The organism is Aquabacterium sp., from assembly GCF_049317225.1.
Classification (GTDB): Bacteria; Pseudomonadota; Gammaproteobacteria; order Burkholderiales; family Burkholderiaceae_C; genus Aquabacterium.
In genome coordinates, this window is sequence record NZ_JBMOIR010000014.1 from 52,289 (window position 1) to 75,103 (window position 22,815).

General features: G+C 61.2%; 24 protein-coding genes. 21 read left to right on the plus strand and 3 right to left on the minus strand.

The window, feature by feature from the left end; all coding sequences use genetic code 11:
• Positions 1–11: 11 nt before the first annotated feature.
• The 11 genes from flgE to ACOYNB_RS10300 all read left to right on the plus strand — a co-directional run bounded on the left by flgE (position 12) and on the right by ACOYNB_RS10300 (position 11,597).
• On the plus strand, positions 12–1,310 hold the full coding sequence (flgE, locus tag ACOYNB_RS10250; RefSeq protein WP_422838986.1) for a flagellar hook protein FlgE: 1,299 nt from the start codon (positions 12–14) through the stop codon (positions 1,308–1,310).
• Between the two features lie 38 nt (positions 1,311–1,348).
• Positions 1,349–2,080: a flagellar basal-body rod protein FlgF gene (gene flgF, locus ACOYNB_RS10255; protein WP_374256792.1), complete on the plus strand. Its 732-nt coding sequence runs from the start codon at positions 1,349–1,351 to the stop codon at positions 2,078–2,080.
• A gap of 52 nt (positions 2,081–2,132) precedes the next feature.
• Entirely contained in the window at positions 2,133–2,915 is a 783-nt protein-coding gene (gene flgG, locus ACOYNB_RS10260) for a flagellar basal-body rod protein FlgG (RefSeq protein WP_422838987.1), read from the plus strand.
• Positions 2,915–3,586: a flagellar basal body L-ring protein FlgH gene (locus tag ACOYNB_RS10265; RefSeq protein ID WP_422838988.1), complete on the plus strand. Its 672-nt coding sequence runs from the start codon at positions 2,915–2,917 to the stop codon at positions 3,584–3,586. The genes flgG and ACOYNB_RS10265 overlap by 1 nt, the downstream gene beginning before the upstream one ends.
• 42 nt (positions 3,587–3,628) lie before the next feature.
• Positions 3,629–4,759 carry a flagellar basal body P-ring protein FlgI gene (locus ACOYNB_RS10270; RefSeq protein WP_420818191.1) on the plus strand — a complete coding sequence of 377 codons (1,131 nt, stop codon included), beginning with the start codon at positions 3,629–3,631 and terminating at the stop codon, positions 4,757–4,759.
• Positions 4,759–5,682, plus strand: coding sequence for a flagellar assembly peptidoglycan hydrolase FlgJ (flgJ, locus tag ACOYNB_RS10275; protein ID WP_422838989.1), 924 nt, complete (start codon positions 4,759–4,761; stop codon positions 5,680–5,682). The genes ACOYNB_RS10270 and flgJ overlap by 1 nt, the downstream gene beginning before the upstream one ends.
• An 18-nt stretch (positions 5,683–5,700) precedes the next feature.
• Positions 5,701–7,467 carry a flagellar hook-associated protein FlgK gene (gene flgK, locus ACOYNB_RS10280; protein ID WP_422838990.1) on the plus strand — a complete coding sequence of 589 codons (1,767 nt, stop codon included), beginning with the start codon at positions 5,701–5,703 and terminating at the stop codon, positions 7,465–7,467.
• Positions 7,468–7,481: 14 nt separating this feature from the next.
• Entirely contained in the window at positions 7,482–8,705 is a 1,224-nt protein-coding gene (flgL, locus tag ACOYNB_RS10285; RefSeq protein ID WP_422838991.1) for a flagellar hook-associated protein FlgL, read from the plus strand.
• 40 nt (positions 8,706–8,745) lie between these two features.
• A complete protein-coding gene (locus ACOYNB_RS10290) occupies positions 8,746–9,957 on the plus strand; it encodes an EAL and HDOD domain-containing protein (RefSeq protein WP_422838992.1) in 1,212 nt (403 codons plus the stop codon).
• 25 nt (positions 9,958–9,982) lie between these two features.
• Complete coding sequence (locus ACOYNB_RS10295; protein WP_422838993.1) at positions 9,983–11,035, plus strand: serine/threonine protein kinase; 1,053 nt, start codon at positions 9,983–9,985, stop codon at positions 11,033–11,035.
• Positions 11,036–11,150: 115 nt separating this feature from the next.
• Positions 11,151–11,597 carry a flagellar basal body-associated FliL family protein gene (locus ACOYNB_RS10300; RefSeq protein WP_422838994.1) on the plus strand — a complete coding sequence of 149 codons (447 nt, stop codon included), beginning with the start codon at positions 11,151–11,153 and terminating at the stop codon, positions 11,595–11,597.
• 107 nt (positions 11,598–11,704) lie between these two features.
• On the opposite strand, the gene ACOYNB_RS10305 is transcribed toward ACOYNB_RS10300, so the two are convergent.
• Positions 11,705–12,007: a hypothetical protein gene (locus ACOYNB_RS10305; protein ID WP_422838995.1), complete on the minus strand. Its 303-nt coding sequence runs from the start codon at positions 12,005–12,007 to the stop codon at positions 11,705–11,707.
• Positions 12,008–12,265: 258 nt separating this feature from the next.
• Between ACOYNB_RS10305 and ACOYNB_RS10310 the strand changes: the two genes are divergently transcribed.
• Positions 12,266–13,207, plus strand: a complete 942-nt coding sequence (locus ACOYNB_RS10310) for a lipase secretion chaperone (protein WP_422838996.1) — start codon at positions 12,266–12,268, stop codon at positions 13,205–13,207.
• Between the two features lie 12 nt (positions 13,208–13,219).
• Positions 13,220–14,164 (plus strand): esterase/lipase family protein, encoded by a 945-nt coding sequence (locus ACOYNB_RS10315; protein ID WP_422838997.1) that lies wholly within the window; start codon positions 13,220–13,222, stop codon positions 14,162–14,164.
• A 68-nt stretch (positions 14,165–14,232) separates the two neighbouring features.
• Here the strand turns inward: ACOYNB_RS10315 and ACOYNB_RS10320 are convergent, their stop codons facing one another.
• Positions 14,233–14,568 (minus strand): hypothetical protein, encoded by a 336-nt coding sequence (locus ACOYNB_RS10320; RefSeq protein ID WP_374256817.1) that lies wholly within the window; start codon positions 14,566–14,568, stop codon positions 14,233–14,235.
• Between the two features lie 120 nt (positions 14,569–14,688).
• Positions 14,689–17,238, minus strand: a complete 2,550-nt coding sequence (locus ACOYNB_RS10325; protein ID WP_422838998.1) for a cation-translocating P-type ATPase — start codon at positions 17,236–17,238, stop codon at positions 14,689–14,691.
• 215 nt (positions 17,239–17,453) lie between these two features.
• On the opposite strand from ACOYNB_RS10325, the gene ACOYNB_RS10330 reads away from it, so the two are divergent.
• The 8 genes from ACOYNB_RS10330 (at position 17,454) to ACOYNB_RS10365 (ending at position 22,708) form a co-directional block, all read left to right on the plus strand.
• Positions 17,454–17,903 carry a diheme cytochrome c gene (locus ACOYNB_RS10330; protein ID WP_422838999.1) on the plus strand — a complete coding sequence of 150 codons (450 nt, stop codon included), beginning with the start codon at positions 17,454–17,456 and terminating at the stop codon, positions 17,901–17,903.
• Positions 17,875–18,630 (plus strand): cytochrome b/b6 domain-containing protein, encoded by a 756-nt coding sequence (locus ACOYNB_RS10335; RefSeq protein WP_422839000.1) that lies wholly within the window; start codon positions 17,875–17,877, stop codon positions 18,628–18,630. The genes ACOYNB_RS10330 and ACOYNB_RS10335 overlap by 29 nt, the downstream gene beginning before the upstream one ends.
• A gap of 52 nt (positions 18,631–18,682) precedes the next feature.
• Entirely contained in the window at positions 18,683–19,348 is a 666-nt protein-coding gene (locus ACOYNB_RS10340) for a winged helix-turn-helix domain-containing protein (RefSeq protein WP_422839001.1), read from the plus strand.
• A gap of 4 nt (positions 19,349–19,352) precedes the next feature.
• Entirely contained in the window at positions 19,353–20,705 is a 1,353-nt protein-coding gene (locus tag ACOYNB_RS10345) for an ATP-binding protein (RefSeq protein WP_422839002.1), read from the plus strand.
• Between the two features lie 332 nt (positions 20,706–21,037).
• Positions 21,038–21,274: a hypothetical protein gene (locus ACOYNB_RS10350; protein WP_422839003.1), complete on the plus strand. Its 237-nt coding sequence runs from the start codon at positions 21,038–21,040 to the stop codon at positions 21,272–21,274.
• A gap of 44 nt (positions 21,275–21,318) precedes the next feature.
• The gene (infA, locus tag ACOYNB_RS10355) at positions 21,319–21,585 is read left to right on the plus strand and encodes a translation initiation factor IF-1 (RefSeq protein WP_374256827.1); all 267 of its coding nucleotides are present in this window, start codon (positions 21,319–21,321) and stop codon (positions 21,583–21,585) included.
• Positions 21,586–21,658: 73 nt separating this feature from the next.
• On the plus strand, positions 21,659–21,976 hold the full coding sequence (locus ACOYNB_RS10360; RefSeq protein ID WP_422839004.1) for an RNA recognition motif domain-containing protein: 318 nt from the start codon (positions 21,659–21,661) through the stop codon (positions 21,974–21,976).
• An 18-nt stretch (positions 21,977–21,994) separates the two neighbouring features.
• The gene (locus ACOYNB_RS10365; protein WP_422839005.1) at positions 21,995–22,708 is read left to right on the plus strand and encodes a class I SAM-dependent methyltransferase; all 714 of its coding nucleotides are present in this window, start codon (positions 21,995–21,997) and stop codon (positions 22,706–22,708) included.
• Positions 22,709–22,815: the final 107 nt, after the last annotated feature.

Sequence of the window (22,815 nt, forward strand, 5' to 3'; positions counted from 1 at the left end):
AGGACATCATCATGGGCTTCCAGCAAGGTCTTTCCGGCTTGAACATTTCCAGCAAGAGTCTGGAGGTGATCGGCAACAACGTGGCCAACGCCAATACCTATGGTGCCAAGGCATCTCGCGCCGAGTTTTCGGACATGTATGCGGCGTCGCTGAGTGGCGGTGGCAGCAACAACATCGGTATTGGCGCCCGGATTGGTGCGGTTGCGCAGCAGTTCACGCAAGGCAACATCACCACCACGGCGAACAACCTCGACTTGGCCATCAACGGCCGCGGCTTCTTTGCGCTCAAAACAGCTCAGGGTGAAACGGTCTATTCGCGTAACGGTCAGTTCAAACGCGACGCAGAAGGCTACATCATCAACAACGAAAAGCACCAGTTGCTGGGGCAAGCTCTGGACGAAACCGGCGCACCTGCCGGCCCAGCAGGCTACCCCATTCAGCTGACGAACGACAGCTCCCCCCCTCAGGCCGCCACCAACATCAACATGACGGCAAACCTGAACGCGAGCGCGTCATTGCCCAGCAACAATGCGACCACAGGTGGCATCAGCCTGGATGACTCTAAGTCGTACAACTTCGTGACCTCCCAAACCATTTATGGGACGAAAGGTGCGCCCGTCGCGGTCAACTACTATTTCCGCAAGACGCAAGACGCCGACCCATCCACAACCCCGGTGACCAACGCCCAGTGGGAGGTATACATGAGCGCCGACGGCAACACCAATGCTGCATCGGTGGCCAAGGATGCGACCACCGGATACCCGCTGCCTGTGACCACGTTGGAATTCAACTCCAGCGGCCAAGTCATCAGCGGCGGCACGTTCACCATCACGGACTTCCCCGGTGGAGATAACGGCGCCAACTTCCCAACGCTGGGGCTGGACCTCACCAGCGTCACGGAATACGCTGGCAGCTACGCCGTGACCGATTTGAGTGGTGGTGGCTATGCAGAGGGCAACCTGTCGGATTTCATCATTGAAACCGACGGCACCGTGAAGGCGCGCTACACCAATGGTCAGTCCAAGTCGATCGCCCGTGTGCAACTGGCTGACTTCAAGAACCTGAACGGTCTGCAGCCCGTTGGCAACAACGAATGGAAGCCCACCAATTCCTCGGGTGAGCCACTGCCGCTGGGTGCCCCAGGTTCTGGCGTGTACGGTCTGCTGCAAGCGGGCGCACTGGAAGAATCCAACGTGGACCTGACCGGTGAGTTGGTCAACATGATCGTGGCCCAGCGTACGTATCAAGCCAATGCGCAGACGATCAAGACCGAGGACCAGGTGCTGCAGACCCTGGTGAACCTGCGCTGATCTTGAGGCGCGCTTCGACGAAGTAAAGGACAGACATCATGGACCGCATGATTTACCTCAGCATGGCTGGCGCCAAGATGAACATGCAGCGCCAGGACGTGCTGTCCAACAATCTGGCCAACGTCAGCACCACCGGCTTCCGCGCCGAACTGCAAGCCATGCGCGCGGTGCCCGTCCGTGGCGATGGGGCCAGCACCCGCGTGTACGGACTGGAAACCACCGTGGGCTACGACGACACCTCGGGCCCCCTGACCTTCACAGGCCGAGCGCTGGATGTGGCACCGCAAGGCAAGTCTTGGTTGACCGTTCAAGGTCTGGACGGCACAGAGGCCTACACACGCGCCGGCTCTTTTCAGGTGAATGCCGAAGGCAACCTGGTCACACAAAGCGGCCTGACGGTGATCGGCGATGGTGGCCCCATCAACATTCCAGCCAACACCACCCCTTCCATCGCCCCCGACGGCACAGTGAGTGCCCGCCAAACCAACGGCAAAGTCGTGGGCGTGGGCAAGCTGAAACTGGTCACACCGGAAGCCAAGCTGGTTCGGGGCGAAGACAGTCTTTTCCGATCGGCAGATGGTACTGAGCTGCCCGCGGATGCCACGGCCCGGGTGCAAGACGGGGCGCTGGAAGGCTCCAACGTCAACCCGATCGAAACCATGGTGTCCATGATCGCGGCTGCGCGACAGTTCGAAACGCAGATGAAGATGATTCAGACCGCAGAACAGGACGAGAAAGCTGCCGCTCAATTACTGAGTGCCGGCGGCTGATCCGCCCCATGATGCAGCCAATCGACTCGATTGAAGTCAAAGGAGTACGGCCATGATGCGTTCCCTGTGGGTCTCAAAGTCAGGCATGGAAGCCCAGCAAACCCAGCTGGACCACATCTCTCACAACCTTGCCAACAGCTCGACCAACGGCTACAAGCAGTCTCATGCGGTCTTTGAAGACCTGATGTACCAGAACTTGCGGCAAAGCGGCGCCAACAGCTCGGAGCAAACGCAGCTGCCCACGGGTTTGCAGGTCGGCTTGGGTGTGCGCCCGGTGGCCACGGCGCGCGAGTTCACACAAGGCACGCTGCAACAGACATCGAACACATTGGACGTGGCCATCCAGGGCCAAGGCTTCTTCCAGATCTCAATGCCGGATGGCACCACGCAGTACACGCGTGACGGCTCGTTCAAGCTGGACTCGACTGGCCAGATCGTCACCAACAATGGCTACCCGTTGGCCCCCGGCTTCACCGTGCCACGCGAAGCCAGCAATCTGACGATAGGCAACGACGGCACCATCACCTACACCCTGCCAGGGCAAACCGCCCTGCAGACCTTGGGGCAGATCCAGTTAGCGACCTTCATCAACCCGGCCGGCCTGGATCCCAAGGGGCAAAATTTGTTTGCCGAAACGGCGGCATCGGGGGCGCCGCAAACCGGTGCGCCAACGACGTCCAATCTGGGCTCGCTGTCCCAAGGCTACGTTGAAAGCTCCAACGTGAACGTCGTGCAAGAGCTGGTCACCATGATTCAAACTCAGCGCGCCTACGAACTCAACTCCAAGGCTATCCAGACCTCGGATCAGATGCTGCAAAAGCTGGGACAACTGTGATGAACAAGCTGCTCGGATCGTCGCTGGCCGCCTGCATCGTTCTGAGCGGCTGCGCAGCCACCATCGCCCCCAAGGTCGACGTGGTCGAACCCACTCAGGCCCGCCCGTCGCCCCAAGCTTATGTACCCGCCAACAACGGCGCCATCTTTCAGGGTTCAGGCTATCGCCCCCTGTACGAAAACCCGCGCGCCCGAATGGTAGGCGATGTGATCACCATCGTGATCAGCGAGTCGATTTCCGCCAAACAAGAAAACACCAGCACCATCGAGAAAAAGGCCTCGCTGGATGCGTCCATCTCGGCCCTGCCGCTGATGAACGCCACGCAGTTGGCCAAGCTGGGTGCCACGGGCTCGAACAACAACAAATTCGACGGCACCGGCAAGACCTCAGCCACCAATACCTTCACCGGCACGATCACCACCACCGTGGTCGAAGTACTGCCCAACGGGCACCTGATTGTGTCGGGCGAAAAACAGATTGGCGTCGGGCAGAACGTCGACATCCTGAGGTTCTCCGGGCAGGTCGACCCCAACACCATTCAACCCGGCAATTCGGTCACCTCTACCCAGGTCGCCAACGTCAGAGTGGAGCAAACAGGACGAGGCGCCAAGCATGATGTGCAGGGAATAGGCTGGCTTGCCCGCTTCTTTTTGAGCATTTCGCCGTTCTAAAGATCTCCAGAATGGAGCCGACCCCTCAAAGGATTCGGCCCCATGAACACCACCCAACGCCCCTTCAAGCCACTGATTGCCCTGGCATTCCTGGCCGCTTCGGCGTCCATGTGGTGGTCAGCGCCAGCCCAGGCTGTCCGACTCAAGGAAATCGCCGCCGTTCAAGGCGTGCGAAACAACCAATTGATGGGATACGGCTTGGTGGTCGGTCTGGATGGCACCGGCGACCAAACCACCCAGACCCCGTTCACGGCCCAGAGCGTCAATGCGATGCTCCAGCAAATGGGCATCACTGTGCCCACCGGCACGGCCATGCAACTCAAAAACGTGGCTGCAGTGCTGGTTACGGCCACCCTGCCCCCCTTCGCGCAACCCGGCCAGGCCATTGACGTCAACGTATCGTCCATGGGCAATGCCAAATCTCTGCGTGGCGGCACACTGATCGCCACCCCGCTGAAGGGCGCTGACGGCCAGGTCTACGCATTGGCCCAAGGCAACCTGATCATTGGCGGCGCCGGTGCTTCGGCAGGCGGCTCCAAAGTGCAAATCAACCACCTGAGTGCAGGTCGCATTCCGGAAGGCGCCACTGTGGAACGCGGCGTCCCCACGCCCTGGCTGCAAGGCAGCGTCATCCAGTACGACCTGCAATCCGACGACTTCAACACCGCCCGCGAGGTGGCCAACGCCATCAACCGTGCCAAGGGTGCCAACACCGCAGAAGCCATCAGCGGCCGCAGCATCCGTGTAAGCCTTCCGACCCAACCCGGGGAGCGGGTGGCCTTCATGGCCGACCTGGAAAACCTCTCGATCGAGCAAGCCATCCCGGCCGCCCGCGTGATCATCAATGCCCGCACCGGCTCCATCGTGTTGAATCAGGCGGTCACCATCGGGCCGTGTGCGGTGGCGCACGGCAACCTGTCGGTCACCATCAACTCCACGCCGGTCATCAGCCAGCCCTCGCCGCTGTCGCAGGGACAGACCGTGGTCACCGAAAAGGCAGACATCAAGATCAATCAGGAGCCTGGCTCCCTGATCCAGATGCCAGCAGGCACGCGCCTGACCGATGTGGTCAAAGCCCTGAACGCGCTGGGCGCCAACCCGCAGGATTTGATCGCGATTTTGCAAGCGATGAAATCCGCCGGCGCCCTCAAAGCTGAATTGGAGGTCATCTGATGAGCATCCAAGGCACCTCTGGCCAGGGTCGAAATGGCCTCACGATGGATTTGCGCTCGCTGGAGCAACTGAAGTCCACGGCGGGCAAGGACCCAAAAGCCGGCATCAAGGAAACAGCCAAGCAGCTCGAAGGCCTGTTCATGCAGGAGCTCATGAAGAGCATGCGCGCCACCACCATGAACTCCGGCATGATGGACAACTCGGGCACTGACATGGGCACCAGCATGCTCGATACCCAGTTGGCCAACCAGATGACGGGCTTGCCAGGCGGTCTGAGCGACGTGATCGCACGCCAGCTGGCGCGCCAGATGGGCGTGAAGACCGACGACGATGGCAGCAACAACGCCTTGAAGAGTGTGGGCGATTTGTCCCGCTACCAGATGAGCCCGCCAGCCCCATCGACCACCGCCGCCGCCGATAACAGCATCTCGCCCGATGGACGCAAGCTGTCCAGTTCCGAACAATTCGTTCGCAAACACAAGGCAGCCGCCGATGCTGCAGAACAAGCCACGGGCATTTCTGCCTCCAACATCCTGGGGCAAGCCGCATTGGAATCTGGCTGGGGCAAGCACGAAATCAAGATGAAAGATGGCAGCCCGAGCCACAACCTGTTCGGCATCAAGGCCACGTCGAGCTGGAAGGGCAAAGTCGCCGAGGTCACCACCACCGAATACATCGGCGGCGTGGCACGCAAAGTCACCGCCAAATTCCGTGCGTATGACTCTTATGAAGAGGCCTTCAAGGATCACGCCCGCCTGCTGAGTCAGAGCCCACGCTACAGTCAAACCGTCGCTCAAGCTGACACGGCGCGTGGCTATGCGCAAGGGCTGCAGAAGGCTGGCTACGCCACTGATCCGGCTTATGCCGACAAGCTGACCAAGGTGATCAACACCACCCTGCGTCTGCAACGCACGGCCACCTGAGGCTGACAGGAGCACACGATGGGATCCGGCATCTACTCTCTTGGCACCAGCGCGATGTTGGCCGCGCAGGCCATGCTCGACACCACGTCGCACAACATCAGTAACGCCAACACGCCCGGCTACTCTCGCCAGCAAGTGGAATTGGCCACGGAAGGCGGCCTCTACACAGGCTCAGGCTTCTTTGGCCGGGGCGTCCGCGTGGCAACCATCACGCGCGCGACCAATCAATTTCTGGTCCGTGAGGCCAACATCAACACGGCCAGTTCGGCAGCAGATCAGACACGACTCAACAAGCTGACCCAACTGGAGGAAGTGCTGCCAACCGGTGAAAACGGACTGGGCTACGCCGCATCCCAAATGCTCAATGCGTTTGTGGACGTATCCAACCAGCCTCAGGATGTCTCGGCACGCCAGGTGGTGCTGTCTCGCGCCAAAGAGTGGGTCAGCCGCGTGAACACGGCTGCGCAGCAAATTGAAGAACTGCAATCGGGTGTGCTCTCCGACATGGGCAGCTCGGTCGACCAGATCAACGCCTACACCAAGCAAATTGCCTCACTGAACCAGGACATCGCCAAATACACCGGCATCGGCCATAGCGCCAACGACCTTCTGGACCAGCGGGATCTGCTCGTCAACAAGCTCAACAAACTGGTGCAGGTCAATACCGTCGAAGCAGATGACGGCTCGCTCAGCGTGTTCATGAGCAGTGGTCAGTTGCTGGTGCTGAGCAACCAGTCCGAAACGCTTGCCCTCGTCCGAGACCCGACTGACTCATCCAAAGGCCGCGTGGCACTGCTCACCAATGGCACTTCCCGCATCCTGGACTCCGACCAGATCACGGGCGGTGCGCTGGAAGGCTTGTTGACCTTCCAGGATACCGACCTGACACAAACACGTGCCAATCTGAACGCGTTTGTCTCCCAGTTCGCGGATGCGGTCAACAAGCAGCAGTCCCTGGGCATTGACCAAGATGGTGTCCCCGGTACGCCCATGTTCAACAACACCACCAGTGCGATCGACATCACGCTGGGACTGAGCGCGCCCAAAGGCATTGCCGCTGCATCGCCCTACGTGGCTGCGCTGGGGGCACGCGATCCGTTCACCTCTGTCGTGCAGAACAAAAACAAGGGTACGGCAGACATCTCGTCCATGACGATGCTGCACGCCAGCCTGCCGTCCGGTGTCACCCCGCCCGTCACTGTGCAGTTCTATGAGGACAGCAGTTACGCCAGCGGCTTGCGCTACGAAATCTATTCTGACGGGGCCTCAACGCCCTACTGGACAGCGGGCTGGACCCCGGGGCAGCCCATCACGGACGGCGATCCTGACCCGGCTGTGGACACGGCCAGCTTCAAGATGCTGCTCACCGGCGTGCCCAAGGGCGAAGAGCTGGCTACCGATGGCGTGTACTCTGGTGACAGCATCACCATCTCCAGTACCACGTTCCCTGCCAACAACAACGGCAACGCCCAAGCCATGCTGGCCTTGCGTGACAACACCAACATGATCACGCTGGACGGCGGGTCCACCTACGCGTCGGTGACCGACACCTACTCGCAGATGATTGGTGACCTGGGCGTTCTGGTTCAGAGTGGCAAAACCGAAGCCAGTATCTCCAGCACGCTGGAAACCAGCGCTAACCAGACACTCGCCAGTACCTCAGGCGTGAATCTGGATGAAGAGGCCTCCCGACTCATCCAGTTTCAACAGGCCTATCAAGCCGCTGCCAAAGTTCTCCAGGTGGCCCAGAAAGTCTTCGAGACCCTGCTCAACACCACCGCCTGATCAGGAGCATGACCATGCGCGTCACCACATCCCTCAGTTATGAACAGTCGATTGTCAACTTGCAAAAGCGCCAGCAAGAGCTGAGCAACTCGCAGGTGCAACTGACCTCGGGCAAGCGCGTCAACAAGGCGAGCGACGATCCGACTGCCGCGGCACGCGCCGAGCGCGCCCTGACCTCGATTGCTCGGACCGAAGCCAACCAACGCGCCATCGACGCCAGCCGCAATGTGATGAACATTGCCGAATCTGCCATGGCTGATTCGATTGACCTGATGCAGTCAGCGCGTGAAACACTCGTGGCCATCGGTAACGGCAGCTACACCGACAGTGAGCGCTCGGCTCTGGCCAACAAGCTGGCAGAAATCCGCAAGCAACTCCTGAACGTCGCCAACCGGCCCGACGGCGGCGGCGGCTATGTGTTCGGCGGCCAAGGCTCGTCTTCGCCCCCCTTTGTGGACACGCCTACCGGCGTGGAATTTCAAGGTCAGAGTGGCGAAATCATGGCTTCCTCTGGCGAAGCCTTGAATCTCACCATCGATGGCCGCAAAGCATGGCTGCAAGCCAAGTCTGGAAACGGCGTTTTCACTGCTACGCCCGACAGCGGAAACAGTGGCAGCGCCTGGGTCACCTCCGGTGCCGTGACCAACCCGTCACAACTGCCGTACCCCAGCAGCGCAGCAACGCCCCCAAGTTACTCGGTGGTGTTCAACGTCTCTGGCTCCACCACGACCTACGACATTCTGGACGACAGCGGTACCACGCTTGTCAGTGGCCAGGCTTACAAGGCCGGCAAAGCCATCGACATCCCCGGTTTGGGCATGTCGGTCACCATCAGTGGGGGGCCCGGCAACGGTGACAAGTTCACAGTAGGACAGTCCGAGCCCGATTTGAGCATTTTCGACAGCCTCGACAAAGCCATCTCCACACTCAAAACGGCTGGCATCAACAATGGTCAGGTCATGCAGGCCGTCAACACAGGGGTGACCGAACTCGACAGCGTCCTCGGCAACATGCAAGGCAGTCGCTCGGCCGTTGGCGAAACGCTCAACCGCATGGACGGCATCGAAAGTCGCAACAGCGCTCTCAAGTTGGCTGCAAAGACGGAAAAATCCAACGCTGAAGACCTTGATATGACCGAGGCCATTTCAGAATTCACGAATCGGCAAAGTGGTTACCAAGCGGCGTTACAAAGCTATGCTTCCATACAGAAGTTGTCGCTGTTCCAATATATTGGCTAACAGCAACTGCTGACCTGTTTACCACCCGGATTCACCTTTCATGGATCACCCCATCCTTGGCCAGACTGCTCTGGCTTACAGCCCTGTCATTGACCGCAATCGTGCGGTGATTGCCACACGGCTCACGGTTCTACCCCTGGTCCCTGGCGCACCGCTCGATGCAGGCGCCCTGCTTGAAGCCATCAGCGAAGCCTGGCCCGTGGGCGGCACACAACTTTGGCTCAACGTCACCAGTGAGACGCTGCTGCACGACCTGATGGTCGCCCAGCCTGCCACCCACATCCTGATGGAAGTCCCGGCCTTCATGGCTGGCGACGCGGTCAACATCACCCCGATCCAGACACTGGCGTCCAACGGCAACACCTTGTTGCTCAAGGGGCGCCCGTTGCAGGAGTTGCCCAAAGAGGTGCTGCCTTGCTTCAAGCACTCCATCATCGACTTTGAAGAAGACCGCCGCATTCACAGTGGCAGTGGTGCGCAAGCCCCGAGCACAGCCCCGGCCGGCACCGTGCGCACCATCAGTCACGTTCAAGCCGGCGTCACCAATGTGGCAGACATGGAAACCGCCTTCCGCAAGGGGGCGATGGCCGTGCTGGGCTGGCCCATTGACGACGTGATCCAGGAAGGCAGCAAGCCCGCGGATCAACCCGCCCTGCAAGTCATCGTGCAATTGATTGACCAGGTGCACCGCGGTGAAGACATTGAAGTGCTGGAGAACACCCTCAAGCGTGATCCCCCTCTGGCCTTCAAGTTGATGCGTTACATCAACTCGCCGGCCTTCGGTCTGTCGGTTGAAATCAGCTCCTTCCGTCACGCCATCATGATCCTGGGCTACCAGCGCCTGAAGCGCTGGCTGGCTCTGTTGTTGGCCACCGCCAGCAAGGACCCCAACATGCGCCCAGTCATGTTTGCCGCGGTGCGACGTGGTCTGCTGATGGAAGAGCTGGCTCGCATCAGCGGCGACGACGAGATGCGCAACGAACTCTTCATCTGTGGCGTGTTCTCTCTGCTCGACCGGATGTTCCGTCAACCCTTCAACGTCCTGCTCAAGACCATCCCGGTTCCGGAGCGGGTGTACCAGGCGCTGGCAGACGAAAGCGGTCCCTACGAGCCTTACTTCCAGCTGGTGAAAGCCGTGGAAGGCAACAACGTGTTCGACATCAAGGATGCCGCCGAGCGACTGATGATCGATTTCAAGGACATCAACTCCTGCCTGCTCAAGGCCATGGCCAACGCGGCCCAACTGGAGTGAGCCGTCGTCGCAGCTAAGATGCGGCATGCCTGCATCTGCGACCGACACGCCCTACGCCGACCTCACACCCGACCTCGCGCTCGACATCATCGAGTCTTTGGGGCAAAGGGTGGACGGTCGGCTCCTGCAACTGAACTCTTACGAAAACCGAGTCTTTCAGGTGGGGCTGGAAGACGGCGGCTTTGTCGTCGCCAAGTTTTACCGACCTGGTCGTTGGCGTGACGAGCAAATTCTGGAAGAGCACGCGTTCGCCCAAGAACTGCTCGAAGGCGAAGTACCCGCCGTCCCGCCGCTGACGCTCACCGCCGTCGATCACCCTCGCCTGTCCACGCCCAGTCACATCCTGGGCCCCCATCAGACCTTGGGATGCGTGAGCGGGCATCGTGTGTCCATCAGCCCCCGACGCGGCGGCCGCGCCCCCGAACTCGAAGACCCGGACGTTCTCAGTTGGCTGGGACGCTTTCTGGCCCGGCTTCACGTTGTCGGATCAAAGCACCCCTTTGCGCACCGCCTGCGACTGGACGCCCACACCATGGGGCGAGCCCCCCGCCAATGGCTGCTGGAGCAAGACATCATCCCCATTGAGCAGCGAGCCAATTGGTCCGCCATGTCCGATCAAGCCATTGATCTGGCCCAGGCAGCGTTTGAGGGCATGGATGACCTGCGATACCGTCGCCTCCATGGCGACTGCCACCCCGGAAACGTCCTGTGGACGCCTGAAGGCCCGCATTTTGTGGATCTGGACGACGCCTGCATGGGGCCCGCCGTCCAAGATTTCTGGATGCTGCTGAGCGGGGAGTCACGAGAGCGCCAACAACAACTGAATGCACTTCTGGACGGTTACGAATCGGTGGCCGAGTTTGACTGGCGAGAACTCAAACTGATCGAGCCCTTGCGCACGCTCCGACTCATTCACCACAGTGCCTGGCTGGCCCGCCGCTGGAACGACCCGGCCGTCCCCACAGCCTTTCCCTGGTTCGCCAGTCCCAGTTACTGGCAACAGCAGACCGACCTGTTGCGACAACAAATCGATCTGATGCAAAACATGGAGACCGATCGCCCCATGTGGATGGACTGATCCGTTACGGCAGCGTCTTGTGTGAAAAGATTCCGCCATGCTTTTTGTGGGATACCCCTCACATGAGGGGTGTCATAGTAAGGTTCCACTTATCCAACAAAAGAGGATCTCTTGCATGGCCACTTCGACCGCTTCTTCTGAGAACCGCAGTGATTGGGTGATGGAAATCTCCATCGGCCTGGGCATTCTCATTCTGGGCGTCGGGGCTTGGCTTTTCAACACCTACGCCAAGCCTCAGACCAGCAATCGCCCCGTGCCCATCTGGCTCGGCATCAGCAAGGTTGCAGCCCAGATGACCGACGGACGAATGTTGAGCGTCAAAGTCAATCTGCAGCTCAAGAACAAAGACGATCAGAGCATTCTGGAGCCTCACGCCACGGCACTGAAAACCGTGGTGGAACAGGTGGCTGCAGACATGAACGAAGACGACATCACCGGACCGGACGGCATGGTGAATCTGGGGGAAGCCATTGAGAGCGGTGTCAATGACTATTTGAGGGAGCAGCACCTCAAGACACGCATCAAACATGTGATGTTTGATGAAATGATCCTGATGCCCTGAGACGGGCATCCGCTGCCTAATTTATAGGCACCCTAGCCTCTTCCTTAGGGGAACGCGCGGTTCCCCAAAGTTTGCCAACATACTTATCCACAGGAAACGGGGATAAGTCAGCGCTTGGGTTCGGTGCTCAACCAGAGTTGCGACTGCAGACGCTGCACAAACAGGCCTGTGTTGAAACCAACCCGGCTGGCCAGTTCCGTCAAACGCCCCGTTTGGTTGGGGATGGATTGCCCCACCAGATCGCGCATTTCCTGCAAACGGCCATACCAGCGAGCGTTAGACAACAACAACATTGCGCAAGCCTTCTGCTCGGGCGTCACGCCCTCGACATGCTGCCAAGCAGCAGGGTCGAACCGACCGTGCTGAGCCACGCAGAAATTCAAGAGTTGTTGTTCGGTGTAGCGGTTCATGGACCTGCTCACAAAATGGACATGACCCTCTAACGCGCGACATCGAAGCCTGGATGACAAAAATTTCAAAAACCTTTCAAGGCCGCGCCCCCTTGCCTGAGCGGGTATCCCCTAACTGGGGGATGCACCAATGTCACACATTGAACCTAAGCGCTCAAATGACGGCTCACCGCAACATATTCCACGCAACGTCACATCTTTATCGGGCCGCATCCTGGTCGATGGGTTGGCGTTACATGAATCGCAACAGACCGCCTCATGCACAACGGGATCACGATCACTGCCAACCGCTCTGGCCGCCTGCTCTGGCTGTCCACGTCTGCCTTGGTGGCAGCGCTGAGCGTATATGGCTATCGCCTGTTTCAAGCCGACCAGCCGTCTGACGTCGCTCAGCAGTCCACATCGCCCGCCGGCATCATTCAAGCACTCCCGGCCCCTTCGCTGAAAGGGACGGTCCCAGACGGTGCGCTGCATGACGGCAACGGCGAGCTGATTGTCAGCCCCGATCTGCTGCGCCGCTTTGACTACTGGCTCACGACCTTTGGCGAGAAGCCCCTGACGGCCATCAAAGCAGACATCCTGAAGGATCTGCGCAAAGAGCTCAATGACGCGGCACTCGCCCGTGCAACAAAGCTGCTGGACGCTTACCTGTCGTTCAAGACTGAACTCGCTCGTTTGACGCCTGTTGCATCCGGCACCACCGATGCAGATGCACTGGGCCATCAACTGCGCGCCATCCGCGAGGTGCGGGCCCGCCATTTTTCCAGCGTCGAAATTGCCCAGCTCTTCGGACCGGACGACGCCAGGGATGACGATGCACTGGCCCGACTGCGCATCGCTCAAGACAGCACCCTGAGCCCCACAGACAAGGAAAACAAGTTGCGCGATCTGACCGCGCAGCTTCCCCCGGACATGCAGGCCAATCGCAATGAACCTGTCCTGCATTTGACCGTGAGCCAGGCCGTTGCCGAAGCTCGCGAACGCGGAGCCTCTGCTCAAGAGGTGCAGGCCATCCGCACTCGCCTGGTTGGGGCCGACGCCGCCCAACGCCTGGCAAAACTGGATGAAGAAGAAGCCGCATGGCAAGCACGCGTTCAGCAATACCTGAACCTGCGCAAAGCCAACGAAGCGGCAGCAGAAGCCTACAAAGAAGCGAATTTCAGAGAGAACGAAAAATTGCGCCTGACGGCGTATCAATAAATGGAGACCTTCATGAAGACACGCTTTGCTTCCTTCCTGATCGCTGCCGCAGCCACATTCGTGGGTCTGCTGCCCTCTGCCAACGCCCAGGCGGCTGGCTACACCCAGACCAAGTACCCGATCGTGCTGGTTCATGGCCTGTTTGGCTGGGACACCATCGCTGGCACCGTGGACTACTGGTACAAGATTCCTGACGCGCTGCGCGCAGATGGCGCCAAGGTCTATGTGACCCAGGTGTCTGCCGCCAACTCCACCGAGGTCCGTGGCGAACAACTGCTGTCACAAGTCAAGCAGATTCTGGCCATCACCGGCGCATCCAAAGTGAACCTCGTGGGTCACAGCCATGGCGGCCCCACCGCACGCTATGTGGCTGGCGTGGCGCCGAACTTGGTGGCTTCGGTGACCAGCGTCGGGGGCGTGAACCGTGGCTCTGACTTTGCTGATGCCGTTCGTGGCGTTCTGCCTGATGGCAGCCCATTGACTGCCGCAGCCAAGACGATCGTTGACTCCACACTGGTCGCTCTGATTCAGACACTGTCGGGGAACGGTCAACTGCCAGCCAATGCGGAAGCCGCGCTGGTGTCCTTGACCACCGCTGGCTCCAATGCTTTCAACAAGAAGTTCCCAGCTGGCATCCCGACCACCGCTTGCGGTGAGGGTGCTTACGTTGTGAACGGTGTGCGCTACTACTCGTGGGGTGGTAACAAGCAATTCACCAACTTGCTGGATGTGGGTGATGCTGCCCTGGGCCTCACCGGCGCCTTCTTCAATGGCAAGGCCAACGATGGCCTGGTGTCCAGTTGCTCGATGAACTTGGGTCAGGTCATCCGCACCGACTACAAGATGAACCACCTGGATGAAGTGAACCAGTTCTTCGGTCTGGTCAACATCTTCGAGACCAGCCCGGTCGAGGTCTATCGTCAGCAGGCCAACCGCCTGAAGAACGCCGGCCTGTAATCTCGCAGCGGTCTCAAAATCAGGGCGCGGGCGCAAAGCCTGCGCCCTTTTTCATTTCCGAGCGCCGCTCAGTAGGCGTACGCCATGCGCACCACTTTGCGTGCGGTTTCACGCAGAGACGCTTCTTGCTGCGCCAACACCGAGTCGGTCGCACTGACCACGGCCTCGGGTACACCTGCCTCACCCGCGCTGCGCACCGCATCGCGTGAAGCGTTCAGCGCATCCAGTCCCAGGCTGAACAGCTGAGAGTTCATCGTGTTGAGGGCTCGTGCGAACGCACGCTCGTGCGTCTGCAGCGAGTTGGGAGAACCTCGCTCAAGTTGTGAGCAGTAGGCCGAAGCGGCATTGAGTGGCGCCAGGCCCAGCCCCAACATGAGGTTCAAACCGGCTTGCGGGTTGTTCATGATGGAATAGAGAGCAATGAATGGCGCGCAGTATAGGGAAAACCCGAAGAACTTGCACGCACGTCCGATTTCCTTACTGGGGCAGGTGCCAATTTGTGCGCATTTCTGACTGCGCCCTACTCAGATCCTTCCCTGAAGCCGCAGCCGAGGCGTGCCCCATGCCCCCACCGCAACGGCCAGTGCCACCAAGGAGACGGCCGCAGCCATCGCCGCCCACGTCGGTTGACCAAAGTGCAGCAGTTGCCGCACGGAAGGGGCCAACACACCCAGGCATAAAGTGGTGAGGGTGATGCCGCTCACCACCCAAAATGCGCCAAAGCCAGGCCCCAGCAAAGCGCGCCAGCCCAAACCTGCGGAGGCATTGGTGCCCACCAGCAGCAGGTTACCCAAGGTCAGACTCACGATCGCCAGCGTGCGGGCCACGTCTTCGGGCATGGCCTGATGCAGGGCCACCCCGTAAATGGCGAGGGTCACCGCCAACAGCAGACCACCTTGCCACAAACCTTGCAGCAACATCGGCCAGCCGACGATGCTTTCATCTCCCTTACGTGGCGGTCGTTGCATGCTGCGCGGGTCTTCGGGAGCCCCCTCAAACGCCAGTGAGCAAACGGGGTCAATCACCATTTCGGTCAGCACCACGTGCACCGGCAACATGAGGGGTGGCAAACCCATCAGCACCGGCAACAACGCCAGTCCAGCAATCGGCACATGGATGGCGGTGATATAGGTCATCACCTTGCGCAGGTTGTCGAAAATCCGTCGCCCCATGCGCACACCGCCCACGATGCGGCCAAAGTCCTCGTCCAACAGCACCAGTCCTGCGGCTTCGCGGGCCACATCGGTGCCGCGCGCGCCCATGGCAATGCCAATGTGGGCTGCCTTGAGCGCGGGGGCGTCGTTGACCCCATCGCCCGTCATGGCCACGACCTCGCCGCGAGCCTGGAAGGCCTGCACCAATCGCAGCTTTTGTTCCGGCATCACTCGCGCAAAAACACGCACCTGCCCCACGGCCAAAGCCAGGGCCGCATCGTCCATCTGCGCCATCTGTTCACCGCTGAGTGCCCCGTGGATGGTATCGATGCCGGCCTGGCGGGCAATGGCCAGGGCAGTGGCCGCATGGTCACCGGTGATCATGGCTACCTGAATCCCGGCCTGGCGGGCGTCAGCCACCGCCACGGGCACGCTGGCGCGCAAGGGGTCTTCAAAGGCCAGAAAGCCCAGCGCTTCGAAGTCATAGTCGTGCTGACCGCCTAGTACCGCACCATCACGGGACACGCCCTCGGCCACCGCCAACACCCGAAAGCCCTGTTCGGCCAAGGCATGGGCCTGGTGCATGAAAACCTGTGTGGCTTCGGAGGGGAAGTGGCACAAATCGGCAATGGCCTCGGGGGCACCTTTGGCGGCCACTCGGCAGCGCCCGTCCGGCATGGTCCACGCGTGAGACATGGCGAGCAAGGCCGGGCTGAGCGGGTATTCACGTTGCAGTTGCCAGTCGGGGTGCAGGTGCTCGGACTCGGCCAGGGCCCGGTCGCCAGCCGCCAGCACGGCGCGATCCATCGGGTCCACGCTGCCACGTCGGGAGGCCAACATGGCCGTCTCCAGCAAGCGGTGCGCAAACTCGGGCAAGTCCGACTCGCCCACGTCGGCCGGCTCGCCCGTTGCACACACCAGACGGCTCAGGCGCATGCGGTTTTCCGTCAGCGTTCCCGTCTTGTCGACGCACAGCACGGTGGCCGCCCCCAAGGCCTCGATCACCGCCGGGCGCTTGGCCAAGACTTGAATGCGCGCCAATCGCCAGGCCCCCATGGCCAAAAACACCGCCAGGGCCATCGGAAACTCTTCGGGCAGCATGGCCATGCCCAGCGCAATCCCTGACAGCGTGCCTTGCACCCACTGCCCCCGCAGCAGGCCGTACCACAGCACCAGCGACACGCTGAACACCAATGCCATCACGCCAAACACGCGCACCAGTTTGCGCAGGTGTTGCTCCAGTGGCGTGGGCGCCATTTCGATGGTGGCCAGCGAGGCGCCAATCTGCCCCACACGCGTGGCCCGACCAATTTGCAGCACCTCGGCCAGGCCATGCCCGTCCACCACCAGCGTGCTGGCATATACGAAAGGGCTGTCATCGCCTCCAGGCGGCTGGGTACCGGCAGGCGCAGGGCCTGTCAGATGGGCCTTGCGGACCGGCACCGACTCGCCAGTCAGCAGGGACTCATCCACCGACATGCTGCTGGCCTGACGCAAAACGGCGTCGGCCGCCACGCGCTCACCTTCGGCCAGCCAGAACCAATCGCCCGGCACCAACTCGCGCGCAGGAATGCGCAGAGTCTGTCCCTCACGCAGCACCCGAACCTGGGGGGCTGCCAACTCCCGCAAGGCATCCAGCGCACGCTCGCTGCGGCGTTCCTGAAAAATCACCAAGCCGACGGTGACCACCGCAAAGAACGCCAGCAGCAAGCCCTCTCCCAGGTCCCCAATGACCAGGTAGATGGCCGCCGCCACGATCAGGAGCAGAAACATGGGCTCGGTTGCCACGTTCTGGATCGTGCGCCAGAAGCCGTGCGTTTCCCGATCGGCCATGTCATTGAAGCCGCATGCTGCACGCCGTTGTGCCACGGTTTGTGCGTCCAGTCCGGTTGGGGGAGAAGGTACGTTGGGGTCGCTCACATCAATCTCAGCGGGGCAGTCGACACCAGCGCATTGTGCGGCAAGGCCTCCGGTGCCTGAACCTTAAGACTGCGCTAAGGATGCATGGCCATCATCCTCATCAAGGAGGTGCACGATGATGCCCACACCACACTGGATGACCGGCCAGGCCTTGGCCCTGAGCATGCTGCCCGCCAGCCAAGCCGGGGCGCAAGCCAGCCGACCGGCGGATCTGCTTGCTGCGTACAGCCAAGAGGCTGGTCGCCCCCGCATGGGCCGATGGCGACGAGCACCGACTCGCCCGCGTGCCACTGCTGCCCACCTATCAACAAGAGTGCAGTGCCTGCCATCTGGCCTATGCCCCGAGTCTGTTGCCCGCCGCGTCATGGCGCCGTGTGATGCGTGAGCTGCCTCAACACTTTGGCAGTGACGCTTCACTGGACGCCCAAACGGTGGCGCAACTCACGCAATGGCTCGAAGCCAACGCACGCCCAGCACGCCGCACGCAAGACGGCCCTGCCCCCAACCGCATCACCCAATCGGCCCGGTTTGTCCATGAACACGACGAACTGCCTGCCGGGATCTGGCGTCGCAAGGCCATTGGCAGTCCTGCCAACTGCATGGCCTGCCACCCACAAGCTGATCAAGGACGCTTCCATGAACACGACATCCAAATTCCTCGCTGACACAGCGGGCAACCGCCCGACCGCCTCCGCACAGTCCCTGCCGCCCATACGCCGCCGCACGGTGGATGCGCCGACGCGCACCCTCCACTGGTTGCTCGCTCTCAGCTTTGCCGGCGCCTATGCCACGGCTGAATCCGAGTCCCTGCGCCTGCTTCACACCACGCTGGGCTACACCATGGCTGGCCTGATCGTGGCGCGGGTCGTGTGGGGGCTGATCGGGCCACGGCCGGCACGACTGAGCAGCTGGGGTGCTCGTCTGCGCCCGTTGTGGACCCTGCGCCCCAGCAATTTGCTGTCACGCATCACGTCCCTGCGGCCTTCGCTCAACATGCTGGCGGTGGTGGGCATCCTGCTCATGGCCACGGGCGGGGTGTTGAGCGGCATCTCCCTGGATCAGGAATGGTTCAACGCCGCCTTCATGGAAGACGCGCTGGAGGAGTTCCACGAGTTTGCCGGCAACGGCACCTTGATGCTGGTGATCGCACACCTCGGCTTGCTGGTGATGGGATTCAAGCGACAAGGCACGACGCAGGTGATGTCCATGGTCACCGGCCGCATCCCCGGCAAGGGACCTGACCTGGTGCATCACAACCGGGTATGGCTGGGTGCATTGATCTGGATGTGTGTACTGGTCTTCTGGGCCTGGCAGTGGCAAACCCGCCCCGCGCCCACCGACCATCACACCACACACGCCCAGCACGGCCATCACACCGATGACGATGACTGACGTAAACTGAAACGATCCCTTTTTTGCGCCCCACACATCGACCGGTGCCCCCATGCGCATCCTGCTGATCGAAGACGATCCCCTGCTCGGCGACGGTTTGCAAGCCGGTCTGCGCGCCTCGGGCTTTCAGGTGGACTGGGTGCGCGATGGTGTGGCCGCCGAACATGAACTGGTGCAACAAGCACACGCTGCGGCCGTTCTGGACTTGGGGCTGCCCCGCAAAGATGGGCTGGATGTGCTGGCCAGCGTCCGCCAGAAAGGCATCCACACCCCGATCCTGGTGCTGACTGCCCGCGATGCCGTGCCCGACCGCGTTCGGGGCCTCGACATCGGCGCGGACGACTATGTCGTCAAACCTGTGGACCTGCATGAACTGGCCGCACGCTTGCGGGCCATCGTTCGACGGGCTCATGGGCAACCGCAAGACCTGTTGCTTGCCCAAGGGATCGAGCTCAACCCCGCAGCACGCACCGTCCGCACCGCAGCAGGCGACGTGAGCCTGAACACCCGCGAGTTCGACCTGCTTCACGCACTGATGCTCAATGCCGGTCGCGTGCTGTCGCGCGAGCAACTGGAGCAGCATCTCTACAGCTGGGGACAAGAAATCGAGAGCAACGCCATCGAGGTCCACATCCATCACCTGCGTCGCAAACTGGGCCCCGCCGTGATTCAGACCGTGCGTGGCGTGGGCTACCGCATCCCCAAGGCCGGGAGCTGAACCCATGGCATCCCGACAGTCATTGCAACGACGCGTGCTGTGGATGGTGCTGGGCGCCGTCACGGCGGTCTGGCTCGTCACCGCCGTGATCGTGTGGCGAGAGGTGCAACACGAACTCGATGAACTGCTGGATGGCCACCTGGCCCAAGCGGCCGCACTGCTGGTGGTGCAGCAAAGCGGGGAGTCGATTGAGCACGATTCGACCCCAGATGCGCCCACCCTGCACCGCTATGCGCCAAAGGTGGTATTCCAAGTCTGGCATGAGGGTGTGCTGGTGCGGCGTTCGGCACAAGCCCCCCTCACTCCCTTGGCCGATCACGACCATGGCTACAGCGCGCAGGTGATCGACGGTCAGCGATGGCGAGTGTTTTCAACCCGAGGTGACGCCAGCGATGTGGTCGTGCATGTGGGCGAAAGCGTCTCCGCCCGCACACACATCCTGACCTCGGCCATGCGCAGCATGCTCACTGCACTGGGTTTGGCCTTACCCATGCTCGCGCTGTTGATCTGGTGGGCGGTGCGACGCGGCATGACGCCCCTCGCCGAGCTGGCGCGCACCCTCAAAGGCCGACATGCCGAAGAGTTGGCCCCCATCGAACTGGCCCACGCTCCCACCGAAATGACCCCAGCCATCGAGGCCTTGAATGCACTGTTCGTGCGCATCGAAGGCTTACTGGCATCAGAGCGGCGCTTCACCGCCGACGCCGCGCATGAACTGCGCACCCCCGTGTCGGCCATCCGCACGCAGGCACAGGTGGCCCAAATGTCCACCACCGACGCCCAGCGCCAGCATGCGCTTCAGGCCACCATGGCCGGCTGTGACCGCGCGGCCCGCCTGATCGACCAGTTGCTGATGCTGGCACGACTGGAAGCCGGCGATGCCCCCCCCCTTCAGCCCACCGACTGGGTGCGCCTGACACGCACCGTGATCGCCGACCTGGCCGACAAAGCCCTGGACAAAGCCCAAACCATTGAGCTCGACGCACCGCCTCAGCGGGAAGCCATGGGCAACGAGCCCTTGCTGATGGCCCTCATCCGCAACCTGGTCGACAACGCCATTCGCTACTGCCCCGAGCACGCGCACATCGTCGCTCACATCCCGGCCACGGGTCCCACGTGGCTGACCGTCGATGACAGCGGACCGGGGATGAGCGAAGCCGATCTGCATCGCCTGGGCGAGCGTTTTTTCCGTGCATCGGGCCACGCGGCCTCCGGCAGCGGCCTGGGCTGGTTCATCGCCACACGCATTGCCACGGTGCACGGCAGCCAACTGGTGGCCCAACGCTCCACCACGCTGAACGGCCTTCGGGTGGCCGTCGTCACCCGTGAGCCCGGCCAGTCACATTCGACGCAATAAAAAAGCCAGCACAATTTTCTGTTCGCTGTTATAGTGTTTGCGTTTGCTGCCGTTTCGCTTTCCTCCGCAGCACATGACGTTCTGCACGCATTACGTACGCGTTGCACCTTCAGCATCTGACCTGAGCCAGCATTTGGCCTCGTGCGATGCCCTCCCAGGCAAGCTTCGTCTGGTTCATCGCTCCCGCTCAGTCTGAGATCCATCCCTTGCGGTGGTTCGCTGTCAGGCAGGACAAGAATCCTCTCCATTCGTCAGTTCACATCCGACACCAACCCGGTCGTGATGTCGCTTGACCCGCTTATTGGCTGCGCCATCTCGCAGCCCACAACTTTTTGAATCATCTCTCTCCCCAAGCCCAAACGGTGGGTCGCTTTGCGCTGTCCCCCCTCACCCGGCAAACCGAAGACGGCCAGTACGCCGCTTCGCTCTCCATTCGCAGTGGCCGCGGCTCTGGCACACACGATCGCGTGTATCGCTTCACCCCGCTGTTTCCCACTGCACAAGCCGCCGCGCGCTTCGCGCTGGATCAAGGCTTGAGCTACCTCCGTCAGCCTGCCTTGCCCGCTTGACGGCGACACAGGCTGCTCATTGCTTTTCGAATAAGGATTCATCCATGGCCAAAGAAGAACTCATTGAAATGCGTGGACAGGTCGACGAAGTGCTGCCCGACTCCCGTTTCCGCGTCACGCTGGAAAACGGCCACAGCCTGGTGGCGTACACCGGCGGCAAGATGCGCAAACACCGCATCCGCATCCTGGCGGGTGACAAGGTGTCGCTGGAACTGTCGCCCTACGATCTGACCAAGGGTCGCATCACCTTCCGTCATCTGGAGCCTCGTGCAAACGGTGCGCCTTCTGCGCCCCCACGCCGTCGCTTCTGAGTCAATTCAGACATTCGGCCTGACGCTGCGGCAGGCCTTCGACTCTCCGCAGCATGTTCTGAAAGGGTCCACAATGGACAACAAGCTTTACGTCGGCAACCTGCCCTACTCGATGCGCGACGATGACCTCCAACAGCAATTCGCTCAATTTGGCAGCGTCAACTCCGCCAAGGTCATGGTTGACCGCGACACGGGCCGCTCCAAGGGCTTCGGCTTTGTGGAGATGGGTTCGCGCGACGAAGCACAAGCTGCCATCCGCGGCTTGAACGGCCAGTCGTTCGAAAACCGCGCGTTGGTGGTGAACGAGGCCCGTCCTCGTGAAGAGCGCCCTGCCGGCGGTTTCGGCGGCGGCGGTCGCGGCGGTTTCGGTGGCGGCGGTCGTCGCTACTGATCCCGATCGGTCCAAGTGATGCGATCAGCAGAGCCCGGCTACCAGACCAAACAAACTCAGGTTGCCATACGAGGCACAGACAATCTGCTGATTCGCTCGCTGCTGGACAGGCAGCAGTACGCCGACCCTCACGGGGAGGCGACTGCCGCCGGCTTCTCTGAAGCCAACTGGCCGCTTTTTGGCGTCCTCTGGCCATCTGGGCTGCAATTGGCCGCCCACATGGCATCCCGACTGCTCGTCTCTGGCGAGCGCGTCTTGGAAATTGGCTGCGGACTGGCTTTGGCCAGCCTCGTTTGCCACCGTCGTGGCATGGATATCACTGCTTCTGACGCACACCCTTTGGCGCTGCATTTCCTGATGGACAACGTGGCGCTCAACGAACTCCCGCCCCTCACCTATCGACATGGTGACTGGGCTGCAGACATCAGCGAACCGGTTCACAACCGACATCCCGCTGTTCAAGGCCGCTTCGATCTCATCATGGGCAGCGACGTGCTGTACGAACGTGATGTGGACGGACACCTCGCAGGCTTCATCGCGCGACACGCCATGCCCTGCGCCGAAGTGCTGATCGTCGACCCCAATCGGGGCAATCGGTCACCGTTCATCAAGCGCATGTCAGCCCTGGGTTTTTCCCTCACCGAATCAACGCTGGACACCCCTGAAGCCGATGGGCTGCCCTATCGAGGGCGGCTGTTGCGCTTTTTAAGGCCGGCTGCAATGCACGCCTGAATACAAAAAGCCTCACTCGCCGAGTGAGGCTTTTTCTTTGGTGAAGCTGGTAGGCCCCCCGGGAGTCGAACCCGGCACCAACGGATTATGAGTCCGCTGCTCTAACC